Source organism: Alteromonas sp. MmMcT2-5, from assembly GCF_022348315.1.
Lineage (GTDB): Bacteria > Pseudomonadota > Gammaproteobacteria > Enterobacterales > Alteromonadaceae > Alteromonas > Alteromonas macleodii.
Genome location: NZ_JAKRFB010000001.1, coordinates 363,027 through 386,425, shown reverse-complemented (window position 1 = coordinate 386,425; position 23,399 = coordinate 363,027). Strand labels below are relative to the sequence as shown.

The window sequence follows — 23,399 nt, the reverse complement described above, 5'->3', positions numbered from 1 at the left end:
AAGTATTAGATACCGATGACAAATATAAAAAATCGGTTTTGTTTGTTCGTTCAAAATAATCAGAGGAAATTAACATGTTAAAAGAGTACGCAGTTGCACTAGTACTTTCTACCGCTACCCCAGTTGCTGCCGACAAGCAAGAAGGCGCTAAACAAGCTCCTGAGTCGCAAAAAGAGACAGTAACTCAACCACAAACAGTTCGCCCTAAGACGGGTGGTGGCGGTTACGGTATTGGTCTTTAAGAGATACCTTAGAATTTCCAAAAAAAGAGAGCAACGCTCTCTTTTTTTATACCTGTATTTTACGCCCCACTTACTTATTTCAGCAGACCGCTAGGAAAGACTACGCAGAAATATAAAGGTTGTTAAACCCTACTGCATTGCGCCAATGTATATGGCGAGAGATTGAGAACATGGGCAGTAAGATTGGACCTAACACAAAACCCGCTATCGCCCACTTTTTCGCGCTCATCCCCCATTTAAACGCTTCTACATAAAAATATAGAGAGAAGATAACGCTTAATACTACGAGTGAAATCACACTGCCTCCGCCTGTTTGACCTAGTTACGTGGGGTTACTTGTCCCCATCAATTATTCAATTTAACTTACTGATAATTGACGCCAACAATTTGACACGTTCATTTTTTAACCGCAGGAATTCTACCCAAAATAGAACAATAAACCAGCAAAAATACCCATTAGACATAAAAAAACCGGGCAACGCCCGGCTTTTAACATTTTATAAACTTAGCTGTAAAACTTTTGATCGTTTTCTGCCATTTTTACTAACACTTCAGCAGGTGCAAATTTATCACCTACAGCAGTAGCATAATGGTTTAAACGAGCAACAACGTGTTTAATTCCCAGTGTATCCATATAGCGGAACGGGCCGCCTAAGAATGGAGGGAAACCAATACCGAAGATAGCGCCAATGTCGCCGTCGCGCGCATTACGGATAACGCCTTCGTCTAAACAGCGCGCTGCTTCATTAAGCATCATTAATACACAGCGTTCAGCAACTTCTTTTTCGCTTAGTTTGGCAGAAGGCGATAGCCCAAGTAATTCGTAGATTGATTCATCCACTTCTTTACCTGGTTTTTTGCCTTCATAAGAATAAAACCCTTTTTGGTTTTTCTTACCCTTTCTGCCGTCTGTAAGTACTTTATCGAAAGCACTTGGCGCAGTGAAGCGCTCGCCGAACGCCTCTACAAGGAATGGGATGATCTTGGTGCCAACGTCAATGCCCACTTCATCAAGTAGTTTCACAGGACCTACAGGGAAACCTAACTTAACCAACGATTTATCGATATGCTCAATAGGCTCACCGTCAAGAATAAGGTTTGCCGCTTCATTCATGTAAGGTGCCAAAATACGGTTTACGTAGAAACCCGCACCGTCTTTAACAACAACCGGTGTTTTGCCTTGCTTTTTAGCAAATTCAACCGTCGATGAAATGACTTGGTCAGACGTTCTATCGTGAGCAATTACTTCGGCCAAAGGCATTTTGTCTACTGGAGAGAAGTAATGCAGACCAATCACGTTTTCAGGACGTGCTGCCTTAGCTGCAATTTGTGTAATAGGAATAGACGACGTATTGGACGCGAAGATCGTGCTTTCTTTGCAGTTCTCTTCAATATCCGCCACCATTTTTTGTTTAAGATCTAAATCTTCAAAAACCGCCTCAACCACGATATCAGCATCTTGGTAGCCACTATAATCTAGCGTACCGGTAAGAAGCGCTAACTGTTTCTGCATTTCACTATTGCGCATGAAACGCTTCTTCACCTTTTTGTTTAAGATGTCATAGCTATATTTCATTGCATTGGCAATGCCTTCAGCACGCACGTCTTTAATACGGACAGGTACACCGGCTTTGGTCGACGTTACATAGGCGATACCACCCCCCATTAAACCACCGCCAAGCACACCGACTTTCTTCATTTTTTCAGGTTTAACACCTTCAACGCCGTTTTCTTTCTTCATTTCTGTCGTAGCGAAGAAAATCTGACGTAACTGGAAAGATTCCGGCGTCATAACAAGCTTACCAAAGGCTTCAGCCTCGGCTTTAAGCCCCGCTTTCATCCCTTCGTTCATGCCCGTTTCGATGACATCAATAATGTAACCTGGCGCTGGATAATTACCTTTGGTTTTGGCAAATGTCGCTTCGCGCGCTTTTTTGAACATCATGTTACGGCCCGGGCCGGTCTTCTCTAACACTTTGTCCATCACACTCTTTTGCGGCGCTTCCCTTTCTGGTTTGCGTTTAAGCGCAAACTGTTCAGCTACCTTCAACAAAACACTGTGAGGTACAACATCATCTACAATACCGTACTTTTTAGCTTGCTTAGCGCGTGCAGGAGACCCAGTAAGCATCATTTTCATCGCTTGCTGAATGCCAATTAGGCGAGGAAGGCGCTGAGTACCACCACTGCCTGGCAACAAGCCTAGCTGCACTTCCGGTAGACCTACCTGAGTGCTAGGTGAATCGGTACATACACGGTAGTGACACGCTAATGCTAGCTCTAAACCACCGCCTAACGCTGGGCCGTGAATAGCCGCAACAAAGGTAGCCTTCATGTTCTCAATTCTATCGAAAATGGCCTGACCGCCAGCGGCTATGGTTGTGGCATCTTCCGCGGTTTTACACGCTGCTAGCATGGTGATATCGGCACCTGCTACGAATGAGTTTGGCTTGCCGCTTGTTAACACCACACCTTTAATGCTGCTGTCGCGTTCAATATCATCAAGCATGGCAGATATCTCATCGCCAAACTCAGCTTTAAGCGTATTCATGCTCTCGCCAGGTACGTCCATGCTAAGAATAGCAACGCCATTATCTTGCTTGGTTAACGTAAATGCGCCTGATGTTGGCTGAACTTCATTTGTCATTTCTTGTTCCTGACTCATATTATTCTGTCTCCACTATCATTGCGGCACCAAGACCACCCGCAGCACATGCAGTAAGAAGGCCTGTACCACCGCCACGGCGATTTAGTTCGTTAAGCATTTGCGTAATCATACGTGTACCGGTTGCGGCAAAAGGGTGACCGTAGGCAATTGAACTACCCATCACGTTGAACTTGTCCATGTCAATTTCGCCCGTCGCTTTGTCGCGGCCTAGTTTCTCTTTGGCGAACTTGTCACTTGCAAACATTTTAACGTTTGCCAAGGTTTGCGCTGCGAACGCTTCATGCATTTCGATTAGCGTTAAGTCGTTTAGCGTCATACCTGCGCGATCTAGCGCGATAGGTGTCGCGTACGACGGCCCCATTAGCATGTCTTCCCACACATCAATTGCCGAGAACGCGTAGCTCTTTATATAACCTAGCGGCGTGTAGCCTAGCTCTTTCGCTCGGCTCTCTGTCATCATAAGTACTGCAGAAGCACCGTCAGTAAGCGGTGTAGCGTTTGCCGCAGTTACCGAGCCGTACTTTTTATCGAATACTGGGCGAAGTTTCGCGTAGCCTTCAAGCTTAGAATCGAAACGTACGTTGTTATCGCGCTCAAGAGCACCTTTATAAGGTTCAGCATAAGCGGTCATCACTTCGCTAGAGAGCTTGCCTGCTTCCCAGCTTTCAGCGGCTAGGCTGTGCGAGCGATGTGCAAGCTTGTCTTGCTCTTCACGAGAAATTTGATGCGTTTTCGCCATTTGCTCTGCCGTTTGTCCCATCGACAGACCTGTTGAGTACTCTGCTACCGCAGGAGGAACAGGCGCTAGGTCTTTTAAGCTTAAACGCTTGAAGATGTTTAGCTTTTGGCCAAGGGTCTTGGTTTTCTGTAAATCAACCAGCGCACGCGCAAGATTCTTAGAAACCCCAATAGGTGATACCGACGTTGAATCAGCACCGCCAGCAATACCTACCTGCACTGTACCAGCCATCATGCTTTCTGCGATGTTTACCGTTGACTGGAAGCTCGTCGCACATGCTCGAGATACGCTGTAAGCGTCGGTATGAATATTCATGCCCGTGCCAAGCACGATTTCGCGCGCAATGTTTGGCGCTTCAGGCATTTGTACTACTTGACCGTAGACAACCTGGTCAACCCATTCTTTTTGAACACCATGGCGAACGAGAAGTTCGTTTACGACCATTTTACCTAGATCAACAGCCGGAACACCGTGGAAATATGTAGCCATTTTCGCAAACGGAGTACGCAACCCCGCGACAATGGCGATGCGATCACCCTCTCGGGTAGTAACTGATTGTTTTGTTGCCATAATGCACCTAAATTAATGACCGACTTCCGTTTGAGCTTATCGCCCCAAAGTGGTCTGACCTGTAATAAACCCGATTTTTACAAACAATGAACAAAATAGCAAATAATGCAGGGTTAAGGGCAATATAAATGAAACTAAAGTTTGCCCTGTTTACAAATTTTGACCGTTTTATGCTATCGAAATTTAAAAAGCTTGCTTTGCATCCAACCGCATATCGCATTTTTATTACTGTTTGACGACTTGAAGAAAGATAGAATGAACCTTATATGGAAATGAAAGTCTGTTTTGTGTCATTGTGACGGGCTAGAGCTATCTAAATTAATATGTAATTTACTTTTTAGCTAAGCGATCACTTTGTAAGGTATTTAATAAATCTATCGTTCAAATGACACTTTCTGATAACGAGAACTCAAACGGAAATTTTGCATTATGGCAGCAGCGCAATTTCAACAGTTACACGCTTATTTAGACCAGCAGATTATTGGTCAGCACGCGTTAACCAAAAGCCTTCTTATCGCTCTTTTGGCCGACGGCCACCTTTTGGTAGAAGGTCCTCCTGGGCTTGCAAAAACACGCGCAATAAATGCACTTGCTAATGGTATTGACGGCGACTTTCATCGCGTACAATTTACCCCTGACCTCTTGCCTGCCGACTTAACCGGTACAGACATATACCGCCCCGAAACCGGTGAGTTTGTTTTTCAAAAAGGGCCGCTTTTTCATAACTTAGTGCTAGCCGACGAAATCAACCGCGCACCAGCAAAAGTGCAATCGGCTTTGCTTGAGGCCATGGCGGAACGTCAAATTACGGTAGGCAGTAAAACCTACCCTCTTCCTCCGCTATTTTTAGTAATGGCGACGCAAAACCCGCTAGAGCAGGAAGGAACTTATCCATTACCTGAAGCACAGCTAGACCGATTCTTGATGCACGTGGACATCGATTATCCTGGCGCTGAGACAGAATTGGAAATATTGCGCTTAACGCGAGGTGAGGCTCTCTCTGAGCCACCCGTTACGCCACCAACGCTAACTCAAGACGACATTTTTACGTCGCGTAAAGAAGCGCTGTCTTTGTATATGGCGCCTGAGTTAGAACAGTATTTAGTTCAATTGATTATGGCTACACGTCAGCCTGCAAATTTCGACGCTGAATTAGGCCAGTGGATAGCGATGGGAACAAGCCCCCGAGCAACCATCAGTCTAGATCGCTGTGCACGCGCTCATGCATGGCTTAGCGGCAGAGACTTTGTTGGCCCTGATGATATTCAAGCTGTGGTTCACAACGTGCTTCGCCACCGCATTATTCTGTCATATCAAGCCGAGGCTGAAGGCGTAACGATTAACGACGTACTTGATAAGATTGTTGCAACTGTCGCAGTCCCTTAAGCTATGGTGAATGTACAAGCGCAGCTAAACAAGCTGCAAAGTAATGGCGTCTCGTTGTCTACAGCAGAATTATTACGCTACCAGCAGTTAGCTAAGCTGTTTAGTTTGGCGCCTAAACGTATGCCACAAGCTAAACTTGCTGGAAGTTATCTCACCAAGCACAAAGGCCGAGGCATGGAGTTTGATGAGGCCCGGCATTATCAGCCCGGTGATGATATTCGCGCTATTGATTGGCGCGTTACTGCGCGCACGGGTAAAACTCACACTAAAGTGTATCGGGAAGAGCGAGAGCGCCCGGTTTTTCTATTCTGTGACTACCTACCTTCAATGGCATTTGGCACGCAGCTGCTTACTAAAGCGGTGCAAGCCGCGCATGTATCTTCATTAATAAGCTGGTCTGCTGCCGCTCGTGGCGATAAAGTTGGCGCACTGGTATTTAATCAGCAACAGCACAAAGAAATTAAACCACTAACTCGCAAAAAGGCCGTGTTGCACGTGTGTCATGAACTTATGGCATTGCACGAACAGAGCGCGCAATCTGAGCCGGACAAAGACCAAGACGAACAAGCTTTTGCCGATGCGTGTGCTAGGGCAAGACGACTAGCAAGGCCGGGGAGCCTGGTTTATCTCGTGTCAGACTTTCAGCATTTAAGTACCCAAGCTATTCAACACTTGAGTCACTTAACACGACACTGTGAAGTAAGGGCTATCGTAATTAACGATCCAATAGAACACGCCTTGCCACAAACCAGTTCACTACAAACCGTCAGCGTTTCTGATGGCCGAAACCAACAACGCTGGGTGTTAGGCGACAATACCGAGCAACAGCAATATCAAAAATGGCGCAGTGAACACAACAGCGCGATTTATAGCACCTTGCGCAAAAACAATATCGCTCGATTCAGTGTTTCAGCGGGTCTTCCCCTAGACGAACAGCTTCAAAGTATGCAACAAGAACAAAGGTTGGAGCTTAATTAATGCAAAGCAGTATTTTTTCAACCCATTTTTTATCAAACTTTCTATCTAGTTACACAAAATCAGCTGCTCAATCGATGCCGCCGGCAAATCAAATACCAGTGCCCCCTCAGCAGCAAGACCCACTTGCTCAACTGCGCGATATACACGTACCTACAGAGGTCAACATTTGGCCATTAGATTGGGGTTGGTGGGTCGCAATCGCAGTATTTTTACTTGCCCTATTTTGCCTATATAAAGCGATCACTGCTCACATACGTCACAATAAGGCACGTAAGCAAGCTTTAGCCTTACTTGAATCGATTTCAGCACAACAAAGCAATTGGCCCGTAGCGTTAAACTCAATTCTAAAACGCACGGCGATGAGCTATTACCCAACTCAGCAAGTGGCTGGGTTATATGGTAAACAGTGGCAAGCGTTCTTAACCTCTGCATTGAAAAGTAGTGATAGCAAACTTGAAAGTGATTTAGGTTTGTTAGTAAGCAATGTTTATCAAGCCACCCCCACCCCTAGTGATTTTGAAACCTGCAAGAGGGCAGTAAAAAACTGGCTTTCAAAAGCCAAACTGCCAAAAAACAAGGGGGCTTACGGCGATGTGAATGATGGCGGTCTAAACGATGGTAGCCCTCATGATAAACAAGCCAAGGAGCCGCATCATGCTTAATTTTGCTTGGTGGTGGGTCTTTTTTGTACTCCCCTTGCCTATTATCGTACGCCTGCTTTCTAAAAAAGCACAAGACATGCCTATGGCTGCATTGCGGGTTCCTAATTTGCGACCTGGCGATGTGTCAGAGCAAACCCAGTTGAAACAAACCAAAATACCGCTGTTGGTAAGTAGCTTGATATGGCTGCTGCTAGTGACGGCTGCCGCACGCCCTCAATGGTTAGGAGAGCCTGTCAGCATACCGAATGAAGGTCGAGAAATGATGTTAGCGGTGGATTTATCTGGCAGTATGAAGATAGATGACATGCAGCTAAATGGCCGACAAGTTAACCGTTTAACCATGACTAAGTCGGTGGTTTATGAATTTATTCAGCGTCGCGTTGGCGACAGAATTGGCCTTATCTTATTTGCCGATACCGCGTACGTTCAAGCGCCGCTTACCTATGACAGAGATACCGTTTCTACACTTCTGAGTGAAGCTGTCATTGGGTTGGTTGGCGAACAGACGGCTATTGGCGATGCGATAGGTTTAGCGGTGAAGCGCTTTGACGAACGGGAAGAGTCTAATAACGTATTAATTCTTCTTACCGATGGGCAAAATACTGCAGGGAATATTACACCTGAGCAGGCGAAAGAGTTGGCGATTAGTAAGGGTGTGAAGGTTTACACTATAGGTGTGGGCGCAGATAAAATGCTGATCCAGAGCTTTTTCGGCAGCCGACAAATAAACCCATCGCAAGAACTTGATGAAGGCATGTTAACCGACATTGCGACTAGCACTGGCGGCCAATATTTTAGGGCTCGAAATGCCCAGGAACTTCAAGCTATTTATCAACAACTTGACGCGCTTGAGCCTATTGAAGGTGAAACGCGTAAGATGCGTCCATTGAGCGCACTGTTTTACTATCCCCTTGGTGCGGCAATATTACTGTCAGCACTATGGGCATTCTTGACGGTTCTTTTATCAACATTTCGTTGGTTCGCACAAAGACGAATTAACTCGTCCCAGCAACCCCCGAACTCAGCTGATTCAATACAAGCAGCTCAAATAAATAGGGAGACGAAGTAATGGAATTCGACTTCTTAAACCAATTTCATTTTTTACGCCCCGAATGGTTTATCGCGCTCGTTCCCCTGATGCTGCTTGTGCTTTTAATTAGAAAAACCACGGCTAAGCAATCTGGCTGGCAATCTGTGATCCCTTCTCACCTATATCAATACATGGTGATTGGAAAAAACGAAATGGGCGCAAAACCTCCAATGTGGATGCTTGCTCTTGTGTGGATTATAAGTGTGATAGCACTCGCTGGCCCAACATGGGAGCGCCTGCCGCAGCCGGTTTACCAGTTGAAAATGGGACACGTTATAGTCATAGATATGTCGCTTTCAATGCGCGCTACCGATATGACGCCAGACAGGCTAACTCGCGCTAAATATAAAGCGATAGACCTAGTCAACGCTATTGGTGAAGGTGAAATGGGCTTGGTTGCTTACGCTGGCGATGCGTTTGTCATTAGCCCCTTAACCGAAGACGCAGGAAATATCACAACCCTAATCCCTAGCCTGTCACCGGAAATTATGCCCGTTCCGGGCAGCGACCCTCTCCTAGGTATAGAGAGTGCGTCAGAGCTTCTCACGAATGCCGGATATAACTCAGGCATGATCTACTGGATTACTGACGGTATAGAGTTAGAACAACAACAAGAGCTTCAAGAGTATGTGGCTTCTATTCCTTTTACAGTAAATGCACTTACCGTTGGGACATCTGAAGGCGCGCCTATTCGCCAGCAAAGCGGCGAGCTCTTGAAAGACTTCACCGGCAGCATCGTTATTCCCAAGTTAAATGAAGGCGCAGTGAAAGGTGTGGTTAAAACGAGCGGCGGACGCTTTGAATCCTTTACATCAAACGACGCCGACATTGATGCCCTCGCCTCGGTATCTCTACTAGATAAAAGCGACAGCGAAGAGAACGAAGAAGAGAGTAATTTACAAGGAGACCAGTGGAAAGAAGTTGGACCTTACTTGCTACTTATACTTCTTCCATTTGCCGCCTTTGCATTCAAACGCGGGTTAGTTTTCATCGTGTTGGTGGGTTTACTTAGCCCCTCTATGATTAAAAACGCCCATGCTTTGCAACGTGCCCAACCCTCAGAAATTGCTGGCACATCACAAGACATAGACGCACCGGAAAGCGCAAAGGAGAGGGCAAATCAACCTGATTCACTCTCATGGTGGCAAACGCCATTTATGAATGACGACCAAGAAGCATTAAACAGCTATCAAAGAGGCAAGTACAAAGACGCCGTTAATCAGTTTAATGACGACACTTGGAAAGCATCATCACTTTATAAATCAGGTGACTACGAAGGTGCATTAAATGCCTTCAAAAGCATTCCTGGTCCCGAGAGTCTTTACAATCAAGGCAATGCACTGGCAAAACTCGGTAAGCTTGAAGACGCTATTAAGAAATATGATCAGGCGTTAAGAGAAGCCCCCGATTTCGACGATGCAAGAACCAACAAAAAGATTGTCGAGGATTTGCTGAAACAGCAGCAACAGCAGAATCAGGATCAAAACCAGAACGAAAATGGCGATGATGGCGAACAGAGTGACTCGCAGGATAATGGCCAAGGTAGCTCTGATAACTCTGATAGCCCTAATAGCAAACAGCAATCAGGGGACCAGAACAATCAGAAAGGTTCAAACGAGCAGAATGGTCAGCAAGACGATAATGAGGGTCAACAGTCTGACCAAAGCCAAGCTAACGATGAACAGCAAAGTGGCGGAGATAACTCACAACAGCCTGATGATTCCGAGATGAACAGTCGGAACGAGTCATCAGACTCTCAGCAGCAAAATGCAGAACAAGAAGAGTCTGATCAAGGTGACAGCGCGCAAGCACAAAAAGACGAACAACAAGCAGAGCAGGAAGCACAGGCAATGCAAGGTCAAGAGGCCGAGCTTACCGACGCAGAAAAAGAAGAGCTGCAGCGAATGGAGAGTTTAATGCGCCGCGTGCCAGACGACCCTGCATTCCTACTAAAACGAAAAATGCAATTAGAAGCACAAAAACGTCAGCGTCAACGTATGCCTTCAAACCGGAGTGATTGGTAGATGAGAGCCTTATTACAGTCTACACGTATAGTTTTTTTATTAACCCTACTCTTAAGTACGGCGGCTTATGCCGATGTAAATTCGCTGGAAGCCACCATTGATAGAAACCCTGTCATGTTGGATGAAGCCATTCGCTTAACGGTTACCGCAGACGGCAGCGCGGAAAGAGATGCATTCGACAGCTCTCCCCTGCTTAAAGACTTTGTGGTCGGAAGAACATCAGTAAGTAGCCAAACCTCAATTGTCAATTTCGACACCAAGCGCACCACCGTTTGGACCACTACGTTATTTCCTCGTAAGGAAGGCACGTTCACCATTCCTTCATTAACCATTGAAGGTAAATCAACCAAGCCTATTCAAGTTAAAGTAATACCAGTTCAAGAACAAAGTAATGTCGCACGAGACTATTTTGTTACCACTGACATCGACGTGAAAGAGGCCTATTTAAATCAACAGCTGCTTTACACGGTTAAGCTGTTTCTTTCTAGCAATATTGAGCGCGGCAGCCTACAAGCGCCAGAAATGCAAAATGCGGAAATCACCCAGCTAGGAGAAGATAAACAGTATACAGATATCGTAAACGGTAGAAGGTATCAGATTATAGAGCGTCAATTTGCCGTTGTACCTCAAGCATCCGGTGAATTCACGCTAAGAGGCCCTATTTTCACTGGCGAAGTTATGGCTGCCAATACTAACCAACGTTTTGGCTTCTTCAACCGCACCCAGCAAATCAATCGGGTTGGGCCCGACATTACGGTGAACATTAAGCCCATTCCTCAGGGGATAGATTACCCTTGGTTGCCTTCTGAAATGGTGCGAGTGGATGAAGAATGGCCACAAGGTGATAGTTTTGTAACAGGTGAACCAGTCACCCGTATTGTTACGCTAACCGCATTGGGCGTAGTAGAAGAGCAGCTTCCTGATATTCCTGAGTTTTATCCGCCAAACTTTAAGCTGTACCCTGATCAATCTAATACTACGACAGTCGAAAAAGACCAGAGCTTAATTTCACAGCGCCAAACGTCGCTGGCGATCATTCCAACGCAGCCTGGTAACTTTGTCTTACCTGAAATTACTATCCCTTGGTTTAATACGCTTACTCAGCAAACTGAATATGCCACTATTCCCGCTCGTTCAATTACGGTAGCGCCAGCGAGCGGCGCAAATAATGCCAATACTCCGAATAGATTAGACACTCCATCAATCAGTAGTGCAAGCAATGAAGATATTCAAAACGATATACCGTCAACTGCACCACAGACTAACGCTAGTGCTAGCAAAGAGGGTGAACCATTAGACAGCGCTTCAGGTGAATTCAATACTAACGAAAATACCCAGCTTAATTGGATGGTAACTGGTGCACTACTTGTGCTGTTCGTCATAGCGCTTACAGGATGGTTAGTTACCTACAGAAAGCTTAAACAGGCTCAGTTTATGGGACCTGGGATCACTAACAAAACCGGCTCTGTACAGCGCCACCACTCTTATGCTCAGTGGGATGAAAAAGCACAGTTTCAAAACCTTATGTCAGCAATAAAGGCAAAGGACACACGTTTACTTACGTCTGCTCTTAAGCAGTGGATAAACGCGTTAACTTCGGGTAAAGCGCAACTTTCGCAGTTTGAAGGAATCAACGCTAGTGTTAATGAGCTCTATGCACTGCGCTTTTCAGCCAATAAAGCTGACGCTAGCACCCAATCTAAACAGGTCATGAAAGCTTTAGATAAACTTTCACATGAAGCTAAGCTTGCCCGCAGCGAATGGAAGCAAAAAAGTGAAGGGGACAATAACACGCTATCTGCCTTATATCCTGCTTCATAAAACGCATTTCATTTGCCAATACACTAGAATTTGCGTAATGAAAGCCCTTGCAATTAGCTAAATCACTGTGACAAGGGCTTCGTAGCAGAAATGATTGCGTTCGAGAAACAGTCGACCCTTTGAGCCTTATTGTCCTCTTTAAGGCTTATTAATCTTTGAAGCTTTAGCTCATAAAAATAATCAATTAAACGCGACGGGGAATATAATGAAGAAAACACTAGTAAAGCTAACGCCAATTGCGTTGGCCATTACCACGCTTACGGCTTGCTCTCCTGCAAGTGAAACCGCTAAAACAGCGCCGGAACCTATTAAAACAGAACAGCCAGCCGGGCAGTCTGAATCAGAGCGCCTTAATGCGTTCTTCGAACGTACTTTTGAAGAAGATCTTAAGCGTTCGCCATTATTTCAAAGTTACTTGGGTAAAAAATGGGACTATGACAAATGGGATGACATCAGTGACGAAGAAGCTGATGCTCGCATTGCTATCGCCAAAAACCGACTAGAAAAGCTTAATAGTTTTGACACCAGTCAGTTAAGTGAACAGGAACAGCTAAGCTTGCGCCTGTACAAACTAGGTATTGAGCGCGATTTAGCTAACGACGAATTTCGACATCACCGTTACATTGTACATCAGTTCCGCGCCGCACATACACAGGTGCCTAGCTTCCTTATCAACATTCACAGCGTAAAGAGTAAAGAGGACGCTAAGGCATACATTGGACGACTAGACAATGTACGTACGTACTTTGATCAAGTTATCGAACAAATGAAAGTTCGCGAAAAAGCCGGCGTATTCCCCCCTGCATGGGCCTACGATCAAATGATTGATGCGTCAAAAAACGTGATTACCGGCGCACCGTTTGATTCTAGCGAAATACCTTCAACTATCTGGGAAGATTTTCAAAATAAAGTAAATAGCCTGGATATTACAGAGGCGGAAAAAACGACGTTATTAGGTGAAGCGAAAGCCGCTTTGGTAACGTCAGTCATGCCGTCATACGAGAAGTTTATCGAAGAACTCGCTCATCAAAGGGAAATCACGCCTGAAGGCGATGGTGTGTGGCGCTTACCCAATGGTGATCAATGGTATCAGAATCGTCTAAACTGGTTTACCACTACGGACCTAACCGCTGAAGAAGTCCATCAAATTGGCTTAGACAATGTAGAGCGCATACACGATGCAATGCGCGACATTATGAAACAAGTGAAATTTGAAGGCACCCTTCAAGAGTTTTTCGTTTTCATGCGTGAAGACGAGCAATTCTATCTACCTTCAACAGATGAAGGTAGACAGCAATACCTTGATATGGCGAAAACAGCCATAGACGACATGCGAGAGGCGATTCCTGAATACTTTGGGATTCTTCCAGAAGCGCCAATGATTGTTAAACGTGTTGAAGCGTTCCGCGAACAGTCTGCGGGCAAGGCGTTTTATCAAAGCCCGGCGCAAGATGGCAGCCGCCCAGGTATTTATTACGCAAACCTTTATGACATGAAAGCAATGCCTACTTATCAGTTAGAGGCGCTGGCGTATCACGAAGGCATCCCAGGTCACCACATGCAGCGCGCTATTGCACAAGAGCTAGAAGGTGTACCTCAATTCCAGAAATTCTTGAGCTTTACCGCATACACAGAAGGTTGGGGCCTATATACCGAAGAACTTGCAAAAGATATGGGCTTTTATAAAGACCCTTATTCTGATTTCGGTCGTCTAGCCATGGAGCTTTGGCGCGCTTGCAGACTTGTGGTTGATACGGGTATTCATGCGAAAAAATGGACGCGTGAAGAAGCCGTAGATTACCTTGTTGAAAATACGCCAAACCCTGAATACGACGCGCAAAAAGCCATTGAGCGCTACATTGCTATGCCAGGTCAGGCTACGGCCTATATGATTGGTAAACTTAAAATTATGGAACTTAGAGAGCATGCCCAAGCTGAACTTGGTGACAAGTTTGATTGGAAAGACTTCCATGACGAGGTGTTGAAGTACGGTCCAGTCCCACTTTCTATTTTAGAAGAAAACATTAATGCTTGGATTACTTCCCAAAAACGTGCCTAGCTTTTCGAACTAGGTGCTCTGATCACTGGAAATAAAATGAAAACGCGCCTTTCGGCTAACGAAATGGCGCGTTTTTTATGCCATAGTGAGAAAAAATTAAGTTTTTGGATTTTTTTATGTTTGGGCGAAATAAATCTGATAATGCTCAGGTCTTATCGGGTATGAAAGCAAAACACCAAAGATATGAAGCATTAGTAAAGGCATTTCACGCCGACATCTACCGCTATGCATTTTGGCTTATCAAAGACCAGAGCATTGCTGAAGATGTTGTTCAGGAAACCTTTTTACGTGCTTGGCGCTCATTAGACGCCCTAAATGATGAAAAAGCAGCAAAGTCATGGTTAATTACCATTCTTCGCCGCGAAAACGCCCGTCGGTTTGAACGCAAACAGTTCGACACAGTAGATATTGATGATTGCCATATTCAAGATGACACACAGCATGCTGATGGGGACTTGAAAGATAGAGAGCTTCAGCGACTATTAGGTGGATTGAGTGTGGAGTATCGTGAACCCTTAATACTCCAGTTGATTTTCGGTTTTAGTGGCGAAGAGATCGCCAACCAGTTAGGGCTTAACAAAAACACAGTAATGACTCGCCTTTTCAGAGCGAGGAATCAGCTAAAAGAGGCATTAGAGAAGCAAAATGAACAGAGAGGTCGTGTAAATGGATGAGTTAGAATTTAGGCGTCGTATCTACGCCGATCCAGAAACGACTGACAGTGATGTTGTAGAAGCGGCAAAAGCGGATGAAAGTAAACGCAGTTTCTGGAATGAACAAAAGCAGTTAGATAAGCAATTAAAGCAAGCATTGAAAGTCGATGTACCAGAGGATCTCGCAAGCAAGCTAATATGGCAGCAGTCTGCAGACGAATTCACCCGTTATAAACGCAGAAGTCGCTGGTATTTAGCCATGGCTGCATCGGTTGCTTTCACTGTAGGTATCGGACTTACCATGTGGTACCACCAACCGCTTAGTATTGGCGGACAAGCACTTGCCCATATGCAGTACGCAGAAATGGAACACGCTCATTCGTTGCTTCCTGTTGATTTGAACATGGTTAACGCAAAGCTAGCAAGCTTTGGTGGCAGCTTTAGCGAAATGCTCGACGGTGTAGAGGTCGCAAACTATTGCCATTTGAGCACAGTTAGAAGCCTTCACCTGATTGTGAATACGCCACAAGGCAAGATGTCGGTATTCGTAGTACCTGAACGTGGAGATGTCTCCGTACCAAGCGAGTTTGCCGATGGTCAGTACCATGGAGAGAGCATTAAAATGAAGCATGCCAATGTAATGATTGTTGGCGATAAAGATGCTGATTTAAGCGATATGAAAAAGGCGGTGTCAGAAAGGATTCAATTCTCTGCTTAACACACGTTAAGTAACTGTAAAGTGTTCCAAAAAAGTGCGTATCTTTAGCACTTCCCTTCGTCGGCCCCTATGGGCCGATTTTTTTTGCCCAAAATTAAGATGAAACCCTGTTCAATAAAACTTATACTCCGACTTAAAGGTTAAAACGTCCGTTTTAATTTCAGTTAATCACTTCATTCACTTACCCGCAGTAAAGAGGTCTCCATCACAATGAGCGCTTGGTTTCGTTTTACAAGGCTAATGATTTGCCTTTTGATTCCTGCAATAGCTTGTTTCACTGTCTTTGCTCAAAGTATAGATATTCCCAACGCACTTAGACTAAAAAAACTTGATAATTATAGTCATATAGCTGCAACGGCAATTTATCATTGGAATACACCTAGCGAGGTGAGCAATGAGAATATCATTGCTATGTTAACGAGCGCCGGTTTGCAGAATGACACGCAAAGTGAAGGCGTGATATTTAGACACTTGTTGGCCACTTATACTGCGAATGATGCTGACTCGCCGAGAATCCCACTTTTCGTTAAAGAGCCTCTATTAGATAAGCATTGGCAAGAGCTTAAGACAATTAAGCCTGAGCTTTTCGCTGCTGCGAAGGCATATTACATTTATGCTAGAGCGGTAAATGATTTTAAAGGCTCTGACCATAGGGTAAATTTTTCTGTTCCTGAACTGCGCCGTTTGCAGCGAGAAGCGCTAGAAACTGGGAGTCGACGAGCCACTGCTATAGCTAGCATATGGTTAGCGATGGAACTAACCCTTGCGAACCCAATACAAGCAATTAATGAAATCGAATATGCGTTACCGCACCTTCCTCGATACTCATCAGACAAAAGCTTAGAAAATGCGTTATCAAACGTAATTGCACATGATTGGCTGAGAGGTGCTTATCTGGAACTCTTCGTTCCAAGCAGAGCATTTTTCCACTCAAAAGAGATCATTGAAAGTAAAACGCAAGATAACAACACCATGGTAAAGACTTGGGCCTACTTCTCGGCCATCGATTCATTGTTAATTCAAAATAAGTTTGAAGAAGCATTGGCTATGTCAAACGACGCAATAGAGCATTTGTCCACAGTAACGTCAGTGCACGAAAAGTTGTTGACGTATGTCCAAAGACTTCGTGTAGTAGTGTTTCAAAAAAGCGAAGGATATGAACTGCTAGCGCAAGAAGTCATGACGCAAATCAGGCAGCTTGATACCACAGAGGTAAAACAAAGAACTGAGGAGCTTTCAGCTTACGCAGATGCACTTTACGCTGCGGTATTGAACGATGATGCTAAATTTCAAGACTCCCTTCAGCGTTACCGCAATATCGTTCTGGCTACTATTCCAAATTCGGGTTTTAAAGAAAAAATCAAGCTTAGGTTAGAGCGGGAGCTTTCTAGGCTTTACGATGCTTCGGGTGACTACGAAAAAGCATATGAGCATTCGAAAACCTACAATAGGCTTCTTGTTGAAAAAAACACTGAGCAATTCAAGTTGTCAAATTCTTCGTTTACCGACGGTATTGCGAAAGATATCGAGTTAGCGCGATATCGACAAAAAGAACTCACTGTGCTCAGAAGTGAAAAAGATGGCCTTTCTACCGACAAAGAAGCAATGAAAACCACCATTTTTGCGTTGATTATCACAATTCTCATCATTCTTGCACTATGGCTATGGATTTCTAAAAGGCAGAGCGATTTATTGGCAGAGCGTGACTCGCTAACTGGCGCACTCACGCGACGAGCTATGCTAAACAGTTTGAAAAAAGCACTGAAAGGCAATAAAGCGTCCTGTATTGCTCTACTTGATGTCGACAACTTTAAAAAGATTAATGACAAATACGGCCACGTTGTCGGTGATGAAGTGTTGACTACCTTTACGCAGATTATCAAAAACCGAATTCGTAAGTCAGACAAGCTCTGCCGATATGGCGGCGAAGAGTTTTTGATTTACTTTTCCGACTCCGACCAAAGGTCTGCTAAGCGAATTCTGGACGAGCTGAATTTCGCGCTTTCTCGCCAGAAACACTGGAGCAATACAAAAGAAATGTTTTCCGTGAGTTTTTCTTCGGGTCTGTTAGACGTCAACGGAGAAACCAACCTAGACACCATTATCAAGATGTGTGATGAGCTTCTCTACAGGGCCAAAAGAGAAGGTCGAGCGCGCGTTGCATCTTTTCCAATTTAACCTTTCGCCAAACTTTATTTACGAATTACCGTATAGAAAACATGCAAGGTCGCTGACTGACATAGAGACTCTATGTCATAGGTGTTAGCATGAAAGAAAAAACATAGGGAATTTATATGGCTACTGGCACGATAATCTCGTTGGGTTTGTATTTTGTTGTAATGTTAGGGATAGGCCTTTTCGCTTATCGGCAGACAGACACCAACGTAGAAGGCTATATGCTTGGCGGCCGCCAACTAGGCCCCGCGGTAACCGCGCTTTCAGCAGGTGCATCGGATATGAGCGGATGGATGCTCATGGGCTTACCCGGTGCAATGTATGTATCAGGCTTATCTGCTGGCTGGATTGCCGTTGGTTTGACACTCGGTGCTCTGGCAAATTATATGTTAGTTGCTCCACGCCTTCGCGTTTACACTGAAGTAGCCAATAACTCCATTACCCTCCCCGACTATTTTGAAAATCGCTTCGCTGACAACACGCGTTTATTGCGCGTTATAGCCTCTGTGGTTATCGTTGTCTTCTTTACGCTTTACACCTCTTCTGGTGTGGTAGCTGGCGGAAAGCTCTTTGAGACATCATTTGGATTAACTTATGAGACCGGCTTATACGTCACCGCGGGTGTCGTCGTAGCTTATACCCTCGTAGGCGGTTTCATGGCAGTAAGCATGACCGACTTCGTTCAGGGGTGCATCATGTTTGTATCTCTCATTATGGTACCTGCCGTTGTTATTAGCGAGTTGGGTGGAATCGGCGCGTCAATTGACGCCTTAGATACCATTAATCCGGCGCTTTTCGATGCATTTATGGATGCGTCTACCAATGAAGCACTAAGCGTAATAGGCATTGTTTCACTGATGTCATGGGGCCTAGGTTATTTTGGTCAGCCTCATATCATTGTGCGTTTTATGGCGATACGTTCTGTTAAAGATATACCAACTGCGCGCAATATCGGTATGAGTTGGATGATTGTGTCGATTATTGGTGCGTTAATGACGGGGCTTTTCGGCCTTGCCTATGTAACAGGTAACGGAAACGAAATCGATCCAGAAACCGTCTTCATCTACTTATCTCAAATTCTATTCCACCCGCTCATCGGTGGCTTCCTGCTCGCTGCGATTTTAGCGGCGATCATGAGTACTATTTCTTCTCAGCTGTTGGTAACCTCAAGTTCACTAACCAGTGACTTTTATCAAGCCTTCCTAAGACGTGATGCGTCAGATGGCGAGCTCGTTATTGCTGGTCGAGTCAGCGTAGTAGTTGTCGCGCTCGTAGCAATCTATCTAGCTTATGATAGAGACAGCACCATTTTAACGCTTGTAAGTAATGCTTGGGCTGGCTTTGGTGCAGCCTTCGGACCGCTTGTACTATTTAGCCTGTTTAAGCGTGAAATGACTCGCCGTGCTGCATTAGGTGGTATGATCGTTGGTGCAGTGACGGTGTTACTGTGGATTTATCTTCCTATTGAAATCGGCGGCCAAAAGCTTGGTGACTGGATGTACGAAATTGTCCCTGGGTTTATTTTATCTAGCTTAACCATCATGATTTTAAGTAAATCTGGCTCGCCAAGAGAAGGTGTGGTTGATACGTTCGACGCTTTCCAGACCAAATTGACTGAAAGGTAAGCGAACGATACGAAATAAGTCATTCGCAACGAAAGTGAATAACAAGCCCTGTTTATGTTACTAAACAGGGCTTTTTTCTTTTTATAGGCCTTGAAAAAAGTGGCTTATGCTTCAATTGCATGACAGTTTTATTTATTGAAATAAGATAGCTATTTTAAATAGCAAAATCGCATACTACTTTTGAAATTAAATATGTTATCGTTCTATGCAGAAAAATAACCCATATATAACTTTTTTGTATATAACATAAAATTCGGACTTCAAAATGACTGCTAGTATCCCGTCTGTAACGCATTTGAAACAACTCGAAGCCGAGAGTATCCAGATTTTCCGTGAGGTTGCTGCTGAGTTTGAAAACCCAGTTATGCTTTACTCTGTAGGAAAAGACTCTTCTGTACTGCTTCACCTTGCCCGTAAAGCGTTCGCGCCCGGCAAAATTCCTTTCCCATTATTACACGTAGATACCACGTGGAAGTTTGGTGAAATGATTAAGTTCCGTGACGAACAAGCTAAGAAACACGGTTTTGATTTGCTTGTTCACATCAATGAAGAAGGTGTTGAAGCTGGCGTTGGCCCATTTAGCCACGGTTCAGCAAAACATACTGACATCATGAAAACCCAAGCACTTAAGCAAGCACTGAACAAATATAAGTTCGATGCTGCATTTGGTGGCGCTCGACGCGACGAGGAAAAATCACGTGCCAAAGAACGTGTTTACTCATTCCGCGACAGCAACCACCGCTGGGACCCAAAAAACCAGCGTCCAGAGCTTTGGAATATTTATAACTCTCAGGTTAATAAAGGCGAAAGCATTCGTGTATTCCCAATGTCTAACTGGACTGAGCTAGATATCTGGCAATACATCTACCTAGAAAACATCGATATTCCGCAACTTTACCTTTCTAAGCCTCGCCCTGTCGTTGAGCGCGACGGCGTTCTTATTATGGTTGACGACGACCGTATGCCGCTAGAAGAAGGTGAAGTACCAGAGATGCGCTCTGTGCGTTTCCGTACTCTTGGCTGTTACCCACTTACCGGTGCGGTAGAATCAGAAGCAGCTACCCTACCTGAAGTTATCCAAGAAATGCTGCTTACCAAGACGTCTGAACGTCAGGGCCGAGTTATCGACCATGACAGCGCAGGCTCTATGGAGAAGAAGAAAATGGAAGGGTACTTCTAATGGCCACCGACAACGTTGTTTGGCATAAACACGAAGTAAACAAGACCACCCGCTCTGAAAAGCTTGGTCAAACGCCTCGTGTATTCTGGCTAACGGGTTTAAGCGGCTCTGGTAAATCGACATTAGCCAACCTGCTTGAGAAAAAGCTTCACGAGCAGAACAAGCACACCTATCTGCTTGACGGCGACAACGTGCGCCACGGTCTGTGTGGCGATTTAGGTTTCAGCGATAAAGATCGCGTTGAAAACATTCGCCGCATTAGCGAAGTCGCAAAACTTTTTGTCGATGCCGGTACCATTGTGCTTACCGCTTTTATCTCGCCTTTCAAAGCCGACCGCGATTATTGCCGCAGCTTAATGGAAGACGGAGAGTTTGTAGAAGTGTTTGTCGATACACCTCTTGAAGTGTGTGAAAAACGCGACCCGAAAGGGCTATACAAGAAAGCGCGTAGCGGTGAAATTAAGGACTTCACAGGTATTGATTCAGCCTATGAAGCACCTGAAGCGCCAGAAGTACACTTAACCTATCAGGATGAACCAGCAGAGCAAACCGCTGAGCGATTGTATGCTTTGCTTCAAGAAAAGGGATTGGTGTAATGACACAGCCTTTAAATAGTCTTGCACAGAAAGTGCTAGCTATCGCCAAAGAAGCCGGCGATAAGATAATGGCCATTTACGAGAAAGACTTCGCCATTTATGAAAAGCAGGATACCAGCCCGCTAACAGAAGCTGACCTTGCCGCACATAACGTAATCGTTGACGCCCTTGAAGCTGAATCTAACCTACCGATTCTTTCTGAAGAGTCAGCAGATATTTCATGGGAAGAGCGCAAAACGTGGTCGTCATACTGGCTGGTAGACCCGCTAGACGGCACTAAAGAGTTTATTAAGAAAAACGGTGAGTTTACGGTAAATATTGCACTTATCGAAAACGGTAAACCGACCATGGGTGTGGTTTACGCGCCAGCACTAAACAAAAGCTATGTAGGTATTGTTGGTGAAGGTGCGTGGACTGAAGTAAATGGCGAATTTTCCGCTATTTCTGCGCGCAAGCACGATGGTGCCGAAGTGTGGAAAGTGGTAGGTAGTCGTTCTCACCAAAGCCCAGAAATTCAGAATTTATTGGCACAGCTTAAAGGTGAAACCGAGCTTGTGGCGATGGGTAGCTCACTGAAGCTTTGCTTGGTGGCTGAGGGCGAAGCACATCTTTACCCTCGATTAGGCCCAACATCTGAATGGGATACGGGAGCAGCGCACGCCGTCGCATTAGCGGCAGGCGCAAACGTAACCGTACTAGACCCTGGAAACCCATTAGATGACAACGCTGACGCTCTTACGTACAACCAAAAAGAGTCTGTGTTAAACCCCTTTTTCCTTGTGAGCGCATAACATGAACAACGAAAACGAATTATTAAGACAGGATATACTGTCTTACCTTGAGCAACACGAAAAGAAAGACATGCTACGTTTCCTTACCTGCGGTAGCGTAGACGACGGCAAAAGTACCCTTATTGGTCGCTTACTTCACGATTCTAAAATGATTTATGAAGACCAACTTGCCGCTATCACTAAAGACAGTAAAAAAGTGGGCACTACCGGCGAGAAAGTTGACCTTGCCCTTCTTGTAGACGGTCTTCAGTCTGAGCGTGAGCAAGGGATTACTATCGACGTAGCCTATCGCTACTTCTCTACTGACAAGCGTAAGTTTATTATCGCTGATACTCCGGGGCACGAGCAGTACACTCGTAACATGGTAACCGGTGCGTCAACATGCGACCTTGCTATTATTCTTGTTGATGCTCGCGGCGGCGTTAAGGTACAAACGAAACGTCACTCGTTCCTGGTTTCTCTTCTAGGTATAAAACACGTTATTGTTGCTATCAACAAAATGGACTTGATGGACTATTCAGAAGAAGTGTACAAGCAAATTCAGGAAGACTACCTGAAGTTTGCTGAGCAGCTTGATATTCCTGACATTCAGTTCGTACCTATTTCAGCACTTGAAGGCGACAACGTAGTAGGTAAGAGCGAAAAGACACCATGGTTTGACGGCACGCCACTTATGGAAATGTTGGAAAACATTGAAATTGGTGAAGACGATAACTTAGAAGATTTTCGCTTCCCTGTACAATACGTTAACCGTCCTAACTTAGATTTCCGCGGCTTTGCGGGTACCGTGGTATCTGGCCAAGTTGCACCTGGTGATGAAGTAACGGCACTTCCTTCTGGTAAGAAATCAAAGGTGAAGCAAGTCGTTACGTTTGAAGGCGACCAAGAGCGCGCTTATGTACCTCAAGCAGTAACGTTAACGCTAGAAGATGAAATTGACATCTCTCGTGGCGATATGATTGTAAAATCAGACAACTTGCCACTGCTTAACACGCAATTTAAAACTCACCTCGTGTGGATGTCTGAAGAGCCGCTAATGCCAAACAAGCAATACTTGTTTAAGTTCGCGACTAAATCAACGCCAGGGGTAGTTGCTCATATCGATAATCAAATTGATGTGAACACGTTGGAAGAAACGGATGCCATGCACTTAAATCTTAACGAGATTGGTGTAGTAGACGTTAAGTTTACTCAACCTGTTGCCTGCGACCCGTATAAGCGCAACCGCCCTACCGGTTCATTCATCGTCATAGATCGCTTGACCAACGGAACCGTTGGTGCAGGTATGATCATTGACGAAATTGCGGGTGACGCACAGCATACCTCACCAAACTTCTCTGAGTTCGAGCTTGAATTCAATGCACTAGTACGCAAGCACTTCCCGCATTGGAACTCTGTGGATATCAGTAAACTTTAAGCAGG

The 23,399-nt window shown here is 45.0% G+C and carries 19 protein-coding genes; 16 read left to right on the top strand and 3 right to left on the bottom strand.

From position 1 onward, the window contains the following. Positions 1 to 74: 74 nt before the first annotated feature. On the top strand, positions 75 to 242 hold the full coding sequence (locus MHN09_RS01710) for a hypothetical protein (protein ID WP_168532690.1): 168 nt from the start codon (positions 75 to 77) through the stop codon (positions 240 to 242). 100 nt (positions 243 to 342) lie between these two features. Here the strand turns inward: MHN09_RS01710 and MHN09_RS01705 are convergent, their stop codons facing one another. From MHN09_RS01705 to fadI, 3 genes are all read right to left on the bottom strand, one after another. Beyond that, positions 343 to 540: a hypothetical protein gene (locus MHN09_RS01705; protein WP_014948811.1), complete on the bottom strand. Its 198-nt coding sequence runs from the start codon at positions 538 to 540 to the stop codon at positions 343 to 345. Between the two features lie 207 nt (positions 541 to 747). After that, entirely contained in the window at positions 748 to 2,889 is a 2,142-nt protein-coding gene (fadJ, locus tag MHN09_RS01700; RefSeq protein WP_239238788.1) for a fatty acid oxidation complex subunit alpha FadJ, read from the bottom strand. Positions 2,890 to 2,908: 19 nt separating this feature from the next. Further along, a complete protein-coding gene (gene fadI / locus MHN09_RS01695) occupies positions 2,909 to 4,219 on the bottom strand; it encodes an acetyl-CoA C-acyltransferase FadI (protein WP_014948809.1) in 1,311 nt (436 codons plus the stop codon). Between the two features lie 429 nt (positions 4,220 to 4,648). Between fadI and MHN09_RS01690 the strand changes: the two genes are divergently transcribed. The 15 genes from MHN09_RS01690 (at position 4,649) to cysN (ending at position 23,394) form a co-directional block, all read left to right on the top strand. Continuing rightward, entirely contained in the window at positions 4,649 to 5,605 is a 957-nt protein-coding gene (locus MHN09_RS01690) for a MoxR family ATPase (RefSeq protein ID WP_014948808.1), read from the top strand. A gap of 3 nt (positions 5,606 to 5,608) precedes the next feature. Beyond that, positions 5,609 to 6,583, top strand: a complete 975-nt coding sequence (locus MHN09_RS01685) for a DUF58 domain-containing protein (RefSeq protein WP_049585850.1) — start codon at positions 5,609 to 5,611, stop codon at positions 6,581 to 6,583. Next, complete coding sequence (locus MHN09_RS01680; protein ID WP_239238785.1) at positions 6,583 to 7,245, top strand: DUF4381 domain-containing protein; 663 nt, start codon at positions 6,583 to 6,585, stop codon at positions 7,243 to 7,245. The genes MHN09_RS01685 and MHN09_RS01680 overlap by 1 nt, the downstream gene beginning before the upstream one ends. Beyond that, positions 7,238 to 8,314 carry a VWA domain-containing protein gene (locus MHN09_RS01675; protein WP_168532696.1) on the top strand — a complete coding sequence of 359 codons (1,077 nt, stop codon included), beginning with the start codon at positions 7,238 to 7,240 and terminating at the stop codon, positions 8,312 to 8,314. The genes MHN09_RS01680 and MHN09_RS01675 overlap by 8 nt, the downstream gene beginning before the upstream one ends. After that, the gene (locus MHN09_RS01670; RefSeq protein ID WP_239238782.1) at positions 8,314 to 10,359 is read left to right on the top strand and encodes a VWA domain-containing protein; all 2,046 of its coding nucleotides are present in this window, start codon (positions 8,314 to 8,316) and stop codon (positions 10,357 to 10,359) included. The genes MHN09_RS01675 and MHN09_RS01670 overlap by 1 nt, the downstream gene beginning before the upstream one ends. After that, positions 10,360 to 12,180 (top strand): BatD family protein, encoded by a 1,821-nt coding sequence (locus tag MHN09_RS01665; protein ID WP_239238779.1) that lies wholly within the window; start codon positions 10,360 to 10,362, stop codon positions 12,178 to 12,180. It begins immediately after the preceding gene. Between the two features lie 205 nt (positions 12,181 to 12,385). Then, positions 12,386 to 14,239 (top strand): DUF885 domain-containing protein, encoded by a 1,854-nt coding sequence (locus MHN09_RS01660; protein ID WP_239238776.1) that lies wholly within the window; start codon positions 12,386 to 12,388, stop codon positions 14,237 to 14,239. 116 nt (positions 14,240 to 14,355) lie between these two features. Next, the gene (locus MHN09_RS01655) at positions 14,356 to 14,913 is read left to right on the top strand and encodes a sigma-70 family RNA polymerase sigma factor (protein WP_039233340.1); all 558 of its coding nucleotides are present in this window, start codon (positions 14,356 to 14,358) and stop codon (positions 14,911 to 14,913) included. Then, positions 14,906 to 15,610 carry a DUF3379 family protein gene (locus MHN09_RS01650; RefSeq protein WP_014948800.1) on the top strand — a complete coding sequence of 235 codons (705 nt, stop codon included), beginning with the start codon at positions 14,906 to 14,908 and terminating at the stop codon, positions 15,608 to 15,610. Before MHN09_RS01655 ends, MHN09_RS01650 begins: the two co-directional genes overlap by 8 nt. Before the next feature lie 429 nt (positions 15,611 to 16,039). After that, on the top strand, positions 16,040 to 17,788 hold the full coding sequence (locus MHN09_RS01645; RefSeq protein ID WP_231515013.1) for a GGDEF domain-containing protein: 1,749 nt from the start codon (positions 16,040 to 16,042) through the stop codon (positions 17,786 to 17,788). A 116-nt stretch (positions 17,789 to 17,904) separates the two neighbouring features. After that, positions 17,905 to 19,410: a sodium/proline symporter PutP gene (gene putP / locus MHN09_RS01640; protein WP_039227233.1), complete on the top strand. Its 1,506-nt coding sequence runs from the start codon at positions 17,905 to 17,907 to the stop codon at positions 19,408 to 19,410. A gap of 265 nt (positions 19,411 to 19,675) precedes the next feature. Further along, the gene (gene cysD, locus MHN09_RS01635; protein ID WP_014948797.1) at positions 19,676 to 20,590 is read left to right on the top strand and encodes a sulfate adenylyltransferase subunit CysD; all 915 of its coding nucleotides are present in this window, start codon (positions 19,676 to 19,678) and stop codon (positions 20,588 to 20,590) included. Beyond that, a complete protein-coding gene (gene cysC, locus MHN09_RS01630) occupies positions 20,590 to 21,186 on the top strand; it encodes an adenylyl-sulfate kinase (protein WP_049585841.1) in 597 nt (198 codons plus the stop codon). The genes cysD and cysC overlap by 1 nt, the downstream gene beginning before the upstream one ends. After that, positions 21,186 to 21,977, top strand: a complete 792-nt coding sequence (gene cysQ / locus MHN09_RS01625; RefSeq protein ID WP_049585840.1) for a 3'(2'),5'-bisphosphate nucleotidase CysQ — start codon at positions 21,186 to 21,188, stop codon at positions 21,975 to 21,977. Before cysC ends, cysQ begins: the two co-directional genes overlap by 1 nt. A gap of 1 nt (position 21,978) precedes the next feature. Next, on the top strand, positions 21,979 to 23,394 hold the full coding sequence (cysN, locus tag MHN09_RS01620; RefSeq protein ID WP_014948795.1) for a sulfate adenylyltransferase subunit CysN: 1,416 nt from the start codon (positions 21,979 to 21,981) through the stop codon (positions 23,392 to 23,394). The last annotated feature ends 5 nt before the right edge of the window (positions 23,395 to 23,399 follow it).